Genomic DNA, 13,869 nt, shown 5'->3' on the forward strand with positions numbered 1-13,869 from the left:
GCATCACGATCCAATCAAATCCTAGAGGACAGATTGGGGATTCAAATATAACTTAACCGTAAAGGGGAGGAAACAGCTGTGAGAAGATCCAGATTTGCAATACCCGCTTTGCTCGTTCTGATCATGATCGTATTGAGCGCGTGCGGCGGCAATAATGCGCCAGAGAATAATGCTCCGGCCAATAATGCACCGGCCAATAATGCCGGTTCTGGAACAAACAACACAGGAAGCGAAGCCGGGAATACCGGTGCCAACGCTCCGCAGGAGGATGTCACGATCCGTCTGGGCCTTGTAGGCGGCGGGATGACTCCGATTATTACGCAAATCGGCATCAGCGACGGCTCTTTCGAAAAAGCGGGCATCCACATTGAAGAGAAGGATTTCACAGCTGGCGCCGATATGGTCCAAGCCCTGGTTGGAGGAAGCCTGGATATTACCCTGGGATCCTACGAGCATATTTTGAGACAGCAAAAGAACGGTCTGGGTGTTAAAGCCTACGGCGAGATTTTCAATGGCGTCGGCTACACTCTGATTGTGAAGAAGGATTCCAAGTATCAATCGCTGGAGGATTTGAAAGGCACGACGCTTGCCGTCACCAAAGTAGGCAGCTTGTCGGACACCGGTCTTCGCGAAGGTCTGAAACAGGCCAATATCGATGCGGACAAAGACGTTCAAATCATTAACGGAGGCAGCGGGGCTACGATGCTTGCGGCAATCCAGAGCGGCAAGGTAGCCGGGGGAATGGTGTCGGAGCCGACGATATCCCAAATGCTTGCTACAGGCGAATACCGGGTCCTGTATGATCCGCCGTTCGAATACGCAGGCATTATCATTACGGCCAAGACGGATTGGGTAGAGAAGAACACGGAAACCATGAAGCGCTTCCTGGCAGTCAACAATGAAATTAATGAACGTGTGCAAAAAGATCCGTCCATTGCTGTAGCGGCCATGCTGAAAACATTTGATCAAATACCGGAGGATGTCATGCAATCTGCGGTCAAAAATCAATTGAAGAAGGTTCCCGCAGGCTTGAAGGTCTCCGAGGCGGGTGCGGAAATCGTACAGCAAACCCAGCTTGATCAAGGCATTCTTACCGAGAAGATTCCATTCGAACAAGCGGTGGATATGTCTTTGCTTCCAGCAACAACTCCTTAAGTCGCAAGTTTAATAAGTCCGAGCAGAAAGAAGGTAATCGCAATGGCTAAAGATTTACGAACATATCTGGGACAGCTATCGGAATACGATTCCCAAAGCATTCGCGTAGTGGACAAGGAAGTGGACCCGAAATTCGGGATAACCGCATATGCTGCGGCACTGGCGGAGAAAGGCGACTATTCGGCACTGCTGTTCGACCAGGTCAAGGGCTCCAGTCTGTCCTGCGTCTCGAACCTGCTGACCTCGTATGAGCGAATTGCCCTGTATCTGGGCTGCGAGGTGCAGGATATTCCGCGCGTTTACGGCGAGAAGCTGCAAAAGCCGATTGATCCCGTCGAGATTGACCGTTCCCGGGCGAAGGTCAAAGAAACCATCATTTCCGAGGATGAAGTGGATCTCTCCAAGCTTCCGATCCCTGTCCACAACGAGATGGATGGCGGACCTTACTTATCAGCCGGTGTCATGATTATTCGCGACCCGGACACCGGACTTATCAATGCGGGAATTTACCGCCACCAAATCTTCAATGAACGCGATATGGGCGTATGGTTTCTCGGCGCTCATCACGGCGGGTTGATTTACAAGAAGTACAAGAAGCAGGGCAAGCCTGCTCCGATCGCGATCGCGATTGGCCATCATCCCGGCTTCGTCATGGGCTCCGTTTCCCGCGTACAAGGGATCGGCGGCGAATATGAAGCGGCCGGCGCGCTTATGGGCGAGGCTCTGGAGCTGGTTCAGGCCGAAACCTCTGATCTGCTTGTGCCTGCGCATGCGGAAATCATACTGGAAGGCGTCATTCTTCCGGATGAGGATCACAAAGAAGGACCGTTCGGCGAGTGGCCGGGCCACTATCTGGGCGGCGGTTCGGTGCCGACGATCCGCATTACGCGCATTACGCACCGGAAAAATGCGATTTTCCAGGATATCGTCGCGTCAAGCCGCGAGCATCTTGTCGTGGGCGGAGTGCCCCGCTCCGGAAGTATTTATCAGACGGTCAAAGAGGTTGTACCCAGCCTGAAAACCGTCAACGTACCGTTCTACAGCCGCATGAACTGCTATATCTCTTTACATAAAGAGAGGGATGCGGACGTGAAAAAGGCGGCGTTCGCCGCCCTGAATACCGAGCCGGAGAATCTGCGGCATATTGTCGTCGTAGACGAGGATATTGACGTCTTCAACGGCGAGGAAGTGGCCTGGGCCATCGGAACCCGTTTTGACGCGGAGCGCGACCTGCTGGTCATTCCCAAATGGAACGGTCCGGGCGGCCTGCTGCCGACGAACTGGGATTATAACGCGGAGGGCAAGAATACCCCGCGGATGTCCAGCGCGGTCATCGTCGATGCAACCAAACCGGCTCCGCCGGTCATATTCCCCAAACGGGCGGTTGTGCCGCGGGAGCAGGTGGAGCTTGCCGATCTGCAGGCTCTGCGCGAGCTGAACAAGGAAGAGAAAGACAAGTGGCTGTAAGGCATTCAGCTGCAATATAAGCTTTATTAAGCCTCAAACGACGCGGCGGACCGGCTGTTATCCGGTTCTGCCGAATGCGTTTGAGGCTGCCCTGTTTCATGCGGGCGGAACGCAAGCTGACAAAAGAACGGGAGGAAGAAACAATGAAGGTTGTGGATTTGAACTGCGATATGGGGGAGAGCTTCGGCGCATACAAGCTGGGAAGAGACGCCGAGGTGCTCAAATTTGTAACCTCGGCGAATATCGCCTGCGGATTTCATGCCGGCGATGCGGCCACCATGCGCCGCACGGTCAAGCTGTGTCTGGAGCATGGCGTAGCCATCGGCGCTCATCCGGGACTTCAGGACCTGATCGGCTTCGGACGCAGGGACATGGATATTTCGCCGGAAGAAGCCTATGATATCGTCGTTTACCAAATTGGCGCATTATGGGGCTTCGTTCGGGCGGAAGGCGCAAAGCTTCAGCATGTGAAGGCGCATGGCTCTTTATATAATATGGCGGTCCGCAATGCCGCACTGGCGGAGGCGATTGCCGAAGCGGTATACAAAGTCGATCCTGAGCTTATTTTGTTCGGACTTGCAGGCAGCGAGCTGATCACAGCCGGCCGCAAGGTGGGGCTGCAGACGGCGAGCGAGGTATTCTCGGACCGGACTTACCAGGCTGACGGTTCGCTGACCTCCAGAAGGCTTCCTGATTCGGTCATCACCGACGACGAGCGGTCGCTCAATCAGGTGATCCGGATGGTATCCGAAGGGAAGGTGCTTTCCCAGCAGAAGACCGATGTAGCGATACAGGCGGATACGATCTGCGTTCATGGGGATGGCATCCATGCTGTAGAATTTGCCGAGAAAATCAACCGTTCATTAACGGCAGCGGGCATAACCGTCCAGCCGCCGGGAGCAACGCCGAGCCGGTGAGCTTATGCAGACAGAGAGGAGCAAATCGCAAGTGGAAACATTGCATTTACAAACGGATGTGCTGATTATCGGGGCCGGCGCAGCCGGCATGATGGCGGCAAGAGCGGCGGCCGATGAAGGCGCCGACGTCATTCTGACGGATAAAAGCCTGATCGGCCGGGGCGGTGCCACCATATTGGCCCAGATGACCGTAGCTGTTGCTTTGGGGGAAGCCGAGGAAGACAATCCTGACGTTCATTTCGAGGATACGATGAAGGGCAGCCGTGGAATGGCTGACCCGGCGATCGTCCGCGCGATTGTGGACAGGGGGCCGGAGGTCATCCTGGAAGCGGAGCGTTATGGCGTGAAATGGGCCAGAACGCCGGATGGCAAGCATTCGCAGGCATTCGCTCCGGGCCATTCCAAAGCCCGCTGCGTCTATGTGGATATTCTCAATACGGGCGGAGCAACTTCTGCCGGATTGAAGAAAGCGATCTGGAAGGACGCGAAGATCAAGCGGCTGAAGAATATCATGATTACGAAGATCGTCGTTGAAGAGGGACGCGCGGTCGGGGCAGTGGGTTTTGAAATGGAGAATTACCGTCCGGTAAGCATCGCGGCTTCATCCGTCATTCTGGCAACCGGCGGTCTGACAGAAGTGTATGAACGCAACAGCGCCTCCACCAATATGACCGGAGACGGGTACATTCTCGCCGTAGAGGCGGGAGCCGAAGCGCGTGATATGGAGATGGTACAGTTCTTCCCGATTGCGCATCTGTTCCCGCCGCTTGTCGGAATCGACCCTATCATGTGGGATCCTTTCCGCTACAAGCTGGGGGGACGGCTCCTGAACGGGAACGGCGAAGAGTTCATGGACAAGTACAACGGCGAGGTTGCCGGAAAATATACAGCCGCTCGCGATCAGACGACACTGGCGATTTTCCGGGAGGTTGAAGCGGGAAGGGGAACTCCGCATGGCGGAGCCTACCTTGATTTCCGCATGGTGCCCGAGGAAAAGCTGAGGGAAGCCTTCGGGCCGGTCATCGGCATTTTGGCGGATCAGGGTGTGGACTTGACCAAGGATATGGTTGAGGTGGCGCCGATGGCGCATTTCATGCTGGGCGGGATTCAGGTCGACGACAGCATGAGAACCCGCGTGCCGGGTCTTCTTGCCTCAGGCGAGCTGATTTATGGCATGCATGGCGCGAACCGTCTCTCGGGCAATGCCATCACGGAAGCGCTTGTCACAGGGCGCATCGCTGGGGAAACGGCAGCCCGCGAACGGGGCGGCACGAATCCGGCTGCTGCCAGACAGGCGTTGGATACGGAGCTTGCGCGTCTGGCGCAATTCTGGCATCCGCATCCGGTGGAGCGGGACACCGCTTCGCTGCAGGCTTTCAAGCGCAAGCTGCAGCAGGTGATGTGGAAGGGAGCAGGTCCGCTGCGTACGGAAAGCGGCTTGCTTGAAGCGCTGGAGCAGGTCCGCGGGCTGCGCGCCGAGCTGCAGGCGATTTCGCTGGCCAAGCAGCAGACGTATGCTCTGACGCTGGTCGAGAAGCTGGAGGCTGCCAATTTGCTGAAAATCGGCGAGTCGATCATTATGGGCGCATTGGACAGAAAAGAATCCCGCGGCGCTCACGTCCGCCTGGATTTTGAAGATATGCTGGACATTCCCTTCAGCTCCACCTTCACTTTGGATGGGGACGGGGAATGGGTAATCGGGCAAATTGAACTGCCTGTTAAAGCTTGAATAACATGAGAGGAGAAATCACATGTCGATTGTCAGTTTGAACGTGGTCCGGGGCGATGCCGCAACAGGGGCTTCCCTGGAGCATTTCGAGGTCCCTTATCGGGAGGGAATGAGCCTGCTGGATGCGATTTTCTGGATACGGGAGCATAAGGATCCTTCCCTCTCCGTAAGGTACTCCTGCCGCTCCGCCAATGCCTGCAAGGAATGCTCGGCGATCGTGGGCGGCAAGGCGGGTTATCTCTGCAGCATCCGCGCGGTGCCGGGCAGCGAGGTCACGATTGAGCCACTTGCTGCACTTCCGTGGATCAAGGATTTGGCTACTTCGCTGGAATAGCGGGATTCTTGCCGGGTTTTCCCGTCGAGGCTGTGTCAACCGAGCATTCATCATACGTTGAGGAGGAAAACTATGGCCTGGCTTCAGCCCCGCAGCTTGACCGAAGCGTTGGAGCAGCTTCAGGAGCGCAAGCCCCGCATCGCATGCGGGGGAACAGATCTGTTTGTTAACGGGCAGAGAAGAGAGTCCGAGAGGACGGGCATGGATTGGCTGGATTTGCGGAACGTGGCCGAGCTGAGAGAGGTCAGCCGCCATGAGGACGGTCTTGAGATCGGCGCAGCCGTTACAGCTGCCGAGATATGGGGCAGCGATACGTTCAGCATCGTTCCGGCATTGCAGCAGGCCGCACAGATCGTCGGCGGCTGGCAGATCCAGAACAGGGCCTCCCTGGCCGGCAATGTGGCTAATGCTTCACCGGCAGCCGACATGGTGGTTCCGCTGGTTGCATACCGGGCCGAGGTAAGGCTGGCTGGAGCTGACGGCTCCCGCAGTGTGCCGGTTGAGGAATTTATAACCGGACCGAAGCAGACCGGACTGCGCGAGGGGGAGATCATTACTTCCCTGTTCATTCCGGAGCGGATGCTGGGCATTCCGCAGATTTTCCTGCGCTATGATCAGCGTGCGGCGACCGATATCTCAATCGTCTCCGTAGCGCTGGTGCTTCAGGGCAGCGCAGGACAGGTCGAGTGGGCCACTGCCGCCATTGGCGCAGCAGCGCCAAAGCCGTTCACATTGAATGCCGAAGAAGAGCATTTGTGGAACGGAGAGCTGAATGAGGACAAGCTGGAGCAGCTTGGCGACTTGTATGCGCGCCGCAGCTCGCCGATTACGGATATAAGAGCAAGCGCGGAATACCGCCGCTCATTGGTTGGAACGCATATTAAACGGGCTGCCCGTTTGCTGGCAGGGAACCTGTAGATTTAGGTGGGAGGAGTAAAAAGGATGACAGAGAACAAATTAACGATAGCGATGTCCGAGAGCGACCGTACCCTTAAGCTGCTGACCGGAGCCAAGCGCATACCGGGTTTTGACCTGGAGGTCAAGCAGGAAAGCATCGAGGATATATTCGTCAATCAGATATCCCGGGCTGTATACGATGTGTCTGAGCTTTCGCTGGCATCTTATCTGATTGCCAAGGGCGGAGGCGACACCCGGCTGACAGCCATTCCCGTATTTCTGTCGCGTTCATTCCGGCACAATGCGATTTATGTCCGTTCGGACAGCCCGTATAAGCATCCCTCCGAGCTGAAAGGCCGCCGCTTCGGTTTCCCCGAATTTCAAATGACCGCCGCCGTTTGGGTCAGAGGCATGTTCAGACATGAGTGGGGCATCGGCAATGAGGATATCCAGTGGTTCACCTTCCGTCCGGAGCGTGTTCCTGTCGACATTCCGGCTGTATTGACGGAAGGGGATATATTCGAGGCGCTGGCGGAAGGAAAGGTCGATGCGATTATGTCGGCCCGCCGTCCTCCCGCGAAGCTGTTTGCCGCTTCCGGAGAAGGGGGAGTTCTTCGCCGCCTGATCCCTGACGTATGGGATGTGGAGCGGGAGTATTACGGGCGCACCGGGATTTTTCCGATTATGCACCTGGTCTCGATGAAGGAGGAAACAAGCACCCGTCACCCTGAGCTGCCCCGGCAGCTGTACGAGCTGATGCAGGAAATCAAGAACGAGGGGATTGGCGGACTCCTGGAGACGATCAAGAACAATACCTCGAATCCGTTTGTCTGGGAATCAGTTGAGCAATCCATGAAGCTTATGGACGGAGATATCTGGCCCTACGGTACGGACAAGAACTGGGGACAGATCCGGCAATTCATTACTTATCTGCAGGAAGACGGTCTTCTGAAGCGGGATCTGTCACTGGAAGAGGTTTTCCATGCATCCGTACTGGACACATAAGGATGGGAAGAGGTGCGCGTCAGAATGAATGGTGGAACCGATAGCCCGATTAAATTGACGATTAACGAACAAGATACCGTCTGGCACGGAGAGGCGACAGATTCGCTGGCGGATGTGATCCGCGAAGGCCAGGGACTCACTGGAACCAAGATAGGCTGCCGCACAGGCGAATGCGGAGCCTGCACCGTTCTGCTAGACGGCCAGCCGGTCGTATCCTGCCTGATTCCCGCCGCTTCCGCCCAGGGGCAGAAGATCGAAACGATCGAAGGCTTGTCGCTGAAGAGTGAATTCCAGTCATTGGTGCAGTCCATGCAGGACAACGGCGGCGTCCAGTGCGGCTTTTGCACACCGGGTGTTATGGTGACCTTATGGGCCTGGATGCAGAATCCCGGGCTGTTTGGCGGAGATGTGGGAGCCGCGCTGAAGAACAATTTATGCCGCTGTACCGGCTATCTTGGTATTATCAACGCAGCGGAGCAGGTCGTAGCAGCGAGAGGAGCGGCGCGATGAATACTGTCAAGCCAGCCATGAAGAAATCTCCCGCCGATTTGAAATTGAAGCTTGAAGGACATACGAAATATGTGCATGATATGAATTTTCCTGGCCAGCTGATCGGGGCCATCTACCGCAGTCCTTACCCTCACGCCCGGATTACCCGGATCAATGTGGACCGGGCGAGGGAAGTTGAGGGAGTCGTAGCGGTTATCACGGCTGATGATGTTCCGGATCATCAATACGGTCCGACCAAATTCAAGGACTGGAATATTCTTGCGAAGGACCGTGTGCTGTTTATCGGCGACGAGATTGCCGCGGTAGCCGCTGAGAGCAGGGAAGCTGCGCAGCGGGCGCTGGCTGCGATCGAGGTGGAATTCGAGCAGCTGCCCGGCGTGTTCGATCCCGAGGAAGCGATGAAAGCGGAGGCTCTTCTGCTGCATGACGACGTGGAGTTCAACCGTCCCATGCAGATCGCACTGGAACGCGGAGATATAGAGGACGGGAAGCGGAGGGCTGCAGTCGTTAAAGGCGGCCGCTATCTGTCGAACCGCATTTATCAGGGGCATCTGGAGCCGATTGGCGTCCTTGCCAGCTGGTCGGAGGAGGAAGGCATCACGATCTGGGCGCCCTCTCATATTCCGTACCGGGCCAGAGAGACTTATGCGGCCGGATTCGGACTGCCTGAGGACAAGGTGCGCATCATTGTGCCGCCGATAGGTGGATCGTTCGGCTCCAAATATGTGCTCAAGGTCCATGTTATCGCTGCGGCGCTTGCAATGGCGGCCAACCGGCCCGTTAAGATAATTCTTGACCGTTACGAGGATATGATTACCGCGCATCCCCGCGTCCCATTGACCTTTGATATCGAAATCGGGGCGGATGAGGAAGGCCATTTTGTATACAAAGACCTGACTGTATATGCCGATGCCGGGGCGAGGGTATACTGGAGTCCCAATGTGATCTCGACGGCGTGCACGCGGGCGGATAACATCTATCATTTTCAAAATGTGAAGTCAGCAGGGTATCTGTGCTATACCAACAACAGCCCGACGACCTGCATGCGGGGATTCGGCAATGCGGAGATGCTGTTCGCGGTGGAAAGCGTCATCGATGAAATCGCGCTGGAGCTGGGCATGGACCCCGCCGAGCTTCGCCTGAAAAATATCGTTCACGAAGGCGATACGACGATCCACGGCTACCGCCTCGATACTTGCAAATTGGAGCAGTGCATCGAGAAGGTGAAGGAGATATCCGGCTGGAGCCGGCGCAGCGAGCTGCCGCCTTACCGGGGATTGGGGCTGGGGGTGGCGAACCATGTGTCCGGATTCCGCGCCATAGATCCCCGATTTGACGGCTCAACAGCCGTTGCACGCCTGAAGTCCGACGGTCAGGTGGAGATCGAGACCGGCGAGATTGAGCTTGGCCAGGGCATGTCGCTGTCCTATGCCCGGATTGCGAGCCGTACGCTGGGCATCCCCGAGGCGGAGATCCTGATCAAATCGGGGGATACGGGACGTTATCCGTTCGGCATTGGAACGCTTGCCTCCCGGAGCACCGTTATCGGCGGCAATGCCGTGAACAAGGCGGCCGATTCCTTATTGAAGCAGATTGCCGACTTGGCAAGGACGGTTCTAGGAGAAGGAGCGGTATTCGAAGGCGGCTCCGTAATCCATGATGGGCGCACTTACCCGCTGAGCGAAATATCGGCCTGGTACCGCGCCCGCCACGCCGGAGAGGAAATGGCCGTCAGAGAAACCTACATCCCGGATACGGAGATGCCGGACGCCACTTATTACGGACATCCATCACCGAACTATCCCTTCGCCGCGCATGTCGCGGAGGTGGAAGTGGACCCTGACACCGGCCGGACCAAGGTTGTCGGTTATTGGGCTGTTCATGACTCCGGGACGATTATCCACGAGGTTATGGCCAAGGGGCAGGTGCTTGGGGCAGTAGCCCAGGGCATCGGTTGGGTGACGATGGAGGATCTGATTGTGAAGGAAGGCCGCGTGATGAATCCGTCGATGATGGATTACCGGATGCCGGGGGCGAAGGACATTCCGCAGATCGAGGTTGCTTTTATCGAGGATGCAGACCCTCATGGACCGCTGGGCGCCAAATCGCTGGGCGAAGTGGCGCTGGACCCTGTGCCCGGGGCGATTGCCAACGCCATTGCCCATGCAACGGGCAAACGCGGTTATGCGCTGCCGTTATCGGCGGAACGGGTCTGGAGATCGCTGCATTCTTAGGTGACGATATTCTCTCCAGCCCTCGCGCCCGCCGGGCAGCAGGAGAAGACAAGACAAGGGGCGGAGGTGACAATGGACATGGAGGAGATCCACCGTACTCTCCTGGATTATCAGGCGGAGGGCAGATCGTGCGTGGTGGCGACTGTGATTGATGTGGAAGGCTCCGCGTACCGCCGGGAAGGCGCAAGATGCCTGATCCTGGAGGACGGGGAAGTGACGGGCATTCTCAGCGGCGGCTGTATCGAGGAGGACCTGCGCGGCTATGCCGGCGAAGTCATGCGAACCGGCGGGTCGCACAAAGTCTATTACGATTTCCGCGCGGGGGAAGACGATGTCTGGGGAACCGGCATCGGCTGCAACGGGGCGATTACCGTTTGGCTCGAATCATTCGATCCCATCCGTTATCCGGATGCGGCCCGCGATCTGCTGGAGGACCTGCAGAAGCGCGCGGAGACGCGCCTGCCTTATGAAGCCGTAACGGTTGTAACCTCATCCGATCCGAAGCTCTGCCCTCCGGGCACACGCTGGACCCGTCCCGATGGAACGGCCGACAATCCGCTGGCCGAGGGACGCAAGGCAGGGGTTGTGCCCTTATCACTGAATGGCGTTCGGCTGGAGCTGCTGGTTGAAGCCATCACGCCACGTCCGGAGTTGATCATTGTCGGGGTTGGCGACGATGCCCGGCTTCTGTGCAGCATGGCGGCGATGCTTCAATGGCGCGTCAGCATTCTGTACCACTTGACCGACAAAGCAAGCAAGGAGAGATTCCCGGAAGCGGATGACATCCGGATCATTCCGCGGCTGGGCTTTGAACAAGCGGATATCAGAGGAAAATATGTCGTGGTCATGAGTCATAATCTTGAACTGGACCGCGAGGCGGTAAGGAAGCTGCTGACTGGGGATGTGGCCTATTTGGGGCTAGTGGGCTCCAAATACCGGCTGGAGCATATACTTGCGCATATACGGGCGCAGGATCAGAATTTTGACAGCGGGCTGCTCGACAAGCTGTATTCGCCGGTGGGCCTTGATATCGGGGCGGAGACGGCGCAGGAGATCGCCATGAGCATCATGGCAGAGGTTACGGCCTGCCGCAAAGGCCGATCCGGCGGATTTCTGCGAAGCAGCAAGGGGTTGGGGCTGTCCGCCGCTGCCCGTCATTTCCCGCCCATTCTCCCGGTGAAGGAGTCCCATCATGTCTGAGCAGATATGGGCATTGATTCTTGCCGCTGGCGCTTCGAGACGGATGGGCAAACCCAAGCTTCTTCTTCCGGCTGCTGAGGGAAGTCTGCTGAAGCAGGCCGTTCTTCGGGCGCTTGCAGCGGGAAACTGCCGGACAGCCGTCATTGCGGCGAAGCATGGCCCGGTGAAACGGGAGCATGCGGGGGATCTGCCTGTGGAATGGCTGGAGACCGACCGCTCGCATCTGGGTCTGGGCGCATCGCTTGCCGCCGGACTGGGGATTCTGGCAGCGAAGCATGCACCCAAGGGCCTTATCGTCCTGCTTGCCGACCAGCCTGACATGAAGAGCGATATGATCAGAAGGGTCGGCGAGGTTTACCGGGAAACCGGCGGGTTGATTGTCCAGGCCCGTTACGGGAACCGGCCCGCACATCCCGTTCTGTTCGATGCGTCACTGTTTCCGGAGCTGCTAGCCCTCTCTGAGGATATCGGAGCCAAATCCCTACTTCGCGATTACAAGGAGCAGGTGGTATATGTCGATACGCCAGAGGATGCGCCCCGGGATATCGATACCCCAGAGGAATACCGGCATTATCTTCGGACTGCCGGTTTGCAGCCGTAAATCCCTTTTCACCCCCTCCATCTAAATGATGCATCCAAACATGCTTTACAACTGAAGCAATAGGGAATAAACTAGGCAAACAGGGGTTGCCGGTTTTTTCATCGCCCATGTGCGGCCCTGTTACATTCAATTTGGAAGCTTACGCACTCATTATAGAGGGAGATATTATGAGCCAAATATTTCATAAACAGATCGACAGCCTAGTCAAAGACATTGTTGCCAGTCATAGAGAGCACCCCCAGACCATTTCGCTTGATTCGGCTGATCTTCCCAATAGAGACAGCATTATTGAGATTATCCACCTGCTCAGGGGCTTGTTGTTCCCGGGCTATTTTGGCAAGCAGAAGCTAAGCGACGCTACGATTGAATACCATATTGGCGATATGCTGATTAATATTCACGAGCAGCTTCACGAACAGCTAAGCTGCGTCCTTAAGCTGCAGGAGAGCCAGGATGGCGACCTGTGCCCGGATATCGGGAAAAAATCAGATGAGATCATCTATGCGTTCCTGAGCAAAATCCCGGAGCTGCGGACCGTTCTGGCCACGGATGTCCAGGCAGCCTTCGACGGCGACCCTTCAGCCAAGGATACCAACGAAATCATTTTTTCTTATCCGGGGATTCTGGCTGTAAGCATCTACCGTATGGCCCATGAGCTATATTTGCTTTCCGTTCCTCTTCTGCCAAGAATCATGACGGAGTATGCGCACAGCGTAACCGGAATTGATATTCATGCGGGCGCCACGATCGGCAGTTATTTCTTCATCGATCACGGAACTGGCGTGGTTATCGGGGAAACGACAACGATCGGCAATCACGTGAAGATATATCAGGGGGTTACCCTCGGCGCTCTGTCAACCAGAGGCGGGCAGACCCTTCGCGGCGTCAAACGGCACCCTACGCTCGAGGATGAGGTAACGGTTTACTCCGGCGCTTCGATCCTGGGCGGAGAGACCGTAATCGGCAAAGGCGTGCTTATCGGCAGTAATGTATTCATTACCACATCGGTTCCGGTGGGGACCCGGGTAAGCGTGAAGAATCCGGAGCTGGTCTTTAAAGGCCATACACCGCGGGAATTTATTCAGGAATTCATCGCCGATTGGGTTATTTAACGGTTTGTTTTCCAGTGTTGGATGAAGCAGGATAAAAGATCAGGGGAAATCCTTGGTCTTTTTGTCTTTATGGGCGGATTCAGCGGATAATCCTAGTGAGGAAGAGGGGGTGGAAAGCGTGGGCGATGCCGGTGCGGTCATTCTCGAAACAGAGCGTTTGGTTCTTAGATGTTATCAGGATGAGGATCTGCCTGCACTGCATGATATCTTCGCGGAGCCGGGCATGATGAGCTTTTATCCGGCTCCCTTCACAAGCAGTCAGACCAGGAGCTGGATTGAACGCAATCAGACCCGGTATCTTAAGGATGGTTACGGGCTATGGGCAGTCTGCCTGAAGGAGACCAACGCCTGCATTGGCGACTGCGGCCTGGTTGCCCAGCAAATCGAGGGCAGACCTGAAGTGGAGATCGGCTATCATATCAAGCGGGGATTATGGTCGCAAGGGTATGCGACGGAGGTAGCCCTGGCTTGCCGGGATTACGGCTTTGGGCATTTGGGGCTTTCGCGGCTGATCAGCATTATTCACCCCCGTAATACGGCTTCGATCCGGGTTGCGGAGAAGCTTGGATTTGTCTGGCAGAAGGATGTCTATATATTCAATAATCAGCACTCGATTTATTCGGCAGCGCGGGAGCGCACCACTCATCCATGTATCGTGGAAGTTGTTAAAGGTGTTACCTGATGACATTATTTGCATCTCTCCCATTT

13 protein-coding genes are annotated in these 13,869 nt (G+C 56.3%); all 13 read left to right on the top strand.

Annotated features, from left to right (window positions below; genetic code table 11):
• Window positions 1-78 precede the first annotated feature (78 nt).
• The 13 genes from AC0YOA_RS18975 (at window position 79) to AC0YOA_RS19035 (ending at window position 13,843) form a co-directional block, all read left to right on the top strand.
• Window positions 79-1,155, top strand: a complete 1,077-nt coding sequence (locus AC0YOA_RS18975) for an ABC transporter substrate-binding protein (RefSeq protein WP_475787898.1) — start codon at window positions 79-81, stop codon at window positions 1,153-1,155.
• A gap of 42 nt (window positions 1,156-1,197) precedes the next feature.
• The gene (locus AC0YOA_RS18980; protein ID WP_475787899.1) at window positions 1,198-2,622 is read left to right on the top strand and encodes a UbiD family decarboxylase; all 1,425 of its coding nucleotides are present in this window, start codon (window positions 1,198-1,200) and stop codon (window positions 2,620-2,622) included.
• Window positions 2,623-2,765: 143 nt separating this feature from the next.
• Window positions 2,766-3,539, top strand: coding sequence for a LamB/YcsF family protein (locus AC0YOA_RS18985; protein ID WP_475787900.1), 774 nt, complete (start codon window positions 2,766-2,768; stop codon window positions 3,537-3,539).
• Between the two features lie 31 nt (window positions 3,540-3,570).
• On the top strand, window positions 3,571-5,268 hold the full coding sequence (locus tag AC0YOA_RS18990; protein WP_475787901.1) for an FAD-binding protein: 1,698 nt from the start codon (window positions 3,571-3,573) through the stop codon (window positions 5,266-5,268).
• A 22-nt stretch (window positions 5,269-5,290) separates the two neighbouring features.
• A complete protein-coding gene (locus AC0YOA_RS18995; RefSeq protein ID WP_210046309.1) occupies window positions 5,291-5,602 on the top strand; it encodes a 2Fe-2S iron-sulfur cluster-binding protein in 312 nt (103 codons plus the stop codon).
• Between the two features lie 72 nt (window positions 5,603-5,674).
• Window positions 5,675-6,520: an FAD binding domain-containing protein gene (locus AC0YOA_RS19000; protein WP_475787902.1), complete on the top strand. Its 846-nt coding sequence runs from the start codon at window positions 5,675-5,677 to the stop codon at window positions 6,518-6,520.
• 24 nt (window positions 6,521-6,544) lie between these two features.
• Complete coding sequence (locus tag AC0YOA_RS19005; RefSeq protein ID WP_475787903.1) at window positions 6,545-7,504, top strand: substrate-binding domain-containing protein; 960 nt, start codon at window positions 6,545-6,547, stop codon at window positions 7,502-7,504.
• A 24-nt stretch (window positions 7,505-7,528) separates the two neighbouring features.
• Window positions 7,529-8,014: a (2Fe-2S)-binding protein gene (locus AC0YOA_RS19010; protein WP_210046306.1), complete on the top strand. Its 486-nt coding sequence runs from the start codon at window positions 7,529-7,531 to the stop codon at window positions 8,012-8,014.
• Window positions 8,011-10,248: a xanthine dehydrogenase family protein molybdopterin-binding subunit gene (locus AC0YOA_RS19015; protein WP_475787904.1), complete on the top strand. Its 2,238-nt coding sequence runs from the start codon at window positions 8,011-8,013 to the stop codon at window positions 10,246-10,248. The genes AC0YOA_RS19010 and AC0YOA_RS19015 overlap by 4 nt, the downstream gene beginning before the upstream one ends.
• 72 nt (window positions 10,249-10,320) lie before the next feature.
• The gene (locus AC0YOA_RS19020; RefSeq protein WP_475787905.1) at window positions 10,321-11,448 is read left to right on the top strand and encodes an XdhC family protein; all 1,128 of its coding nucleotides are present in this window, start codon (window positions 10,321-10,323) and stop codon (window positions 11,446-11,448) included.
• Window positions 11,441-12,049: a nucleotidyltransferase family protein gene (locus AC0YOA_RS19025; protein ID WP_475787906.1), complete on the top strand. Its 609-nt coding sequence runs from the start codon at window positions 11,441-11,443 to the stop codon at window positions 12,047-12,049. Before AC0YOA_RS19020 ends, AC0YOA_RS19025 begins: the two co-directional genes overlap by 8 nt.
• 167 nt (window positions 12,050-12,216) lie before the next feature.
• Window positions 12,217-13,161: a serine O-acetyltransferase gene (locus tag AC0YOA_RS19030; RefSeq protein WP_475787907.1), complete on the top strand. Its 945-nt coding sequence runs from the start codon at window positions 12,217-12,219 to the stop codon at window positions 13,159-13,161.
• A gap of 118 nt (window positions 13,162-13,279) precedes the next feature.
• A complete protein-coding gene (locus tag AC0YOA_RS19035; RefSeq protein ID WP_475787908.1) occupies window positions 13,280-13,843 on the top strand; it encodes a GNAT family N-acetyltransferase in 564 nt (187 codons plus the stop codon).
• Window positions 13,844-13,869 lie beyond the last annotated feature (26 nt).

It is taken from the genome of Paenibacillus sp. JT22N12 (assembly GCF_056269365.1).

What these genes read in the sequence shown, in the direction of transcription:
- AC0YOA_RS19030 (WP_475787907.1), top strand. Translation starts at nt 12,217, where the DNA reads ATGAGCCAAATATTTCATAAACAGATCGACAGCCTAGTCAAAGACATT.
- AC0YOA_RS19020 (WP_475787905.1), top strand. Translation starts at nt 10,321, where the DNA reads ATGGACATGGAGGAGATCCACCGTACTCTCCTGGATTATCAGGCGGAG.
- AC0YOA_RS19025 (WP_475787906.1), top strand. Translation starts at nt 11,441, where the DNA reads ATGTCTGAGCAGATATGGGCATTGATTCTTGCCGCTGGCGCTTCGAGA.
- AC0YOA_RS19010 (WP_210046306.1), top strand. Translation starts at nt 7,529, where the DNA reads ATGAATGGTGGAACCGATAGCCCGATTAAATTGACGATTAACGAACAA.
- AC0YOA_RS19000 (WP_475787902.1), top strand. Translation starts at nt 5,675, where the DNA reads ATGGCCTGGCTTCAGCCCCGCAGCTTGACCGAAGCGTTGGAGCAGCTT.
- AC0YOA_RS18995 (WP_210046309.1), top strand. Translation starts at nt 5,291, where the DNA reads ATGTCGATTGTCAGTTTGAACGTGGTCCGGGGCGATGCCGCAACAGGG.
- AC0YOA_RS18980 (WP_475787899.1), top strand. Translation starts at nt 1,198, where the DNA reads ATGGCTAAAGATTTACGAACATATCTGGGACAGCTATCGGAATACGAT.
- AC0YOA_RS19005 (WP_475787903.1), top strand. Translation starts at nt 6,545, where the DNA reads ATGACAGAGAACAAATTAACGATAGCGATGTCCGAGAGCGACCGTACC.
- AC0YOA_RS18985 (WP_475787900.1), top strand. Translation starts at nt 2,766, where the DNA reads ATGAAGGTTGTGGATTTGAACTGCGATATGGGGGAGAGCTTCGGCGCA.
- AC0YOA_RS19015 (WP_475787904.1), top strand. Translation starts at nt 8,011, where the DNA reads ATGAATACTGTCAAGCCAGCCATGAAGAAATCTCCCGCCGATTTGAAA.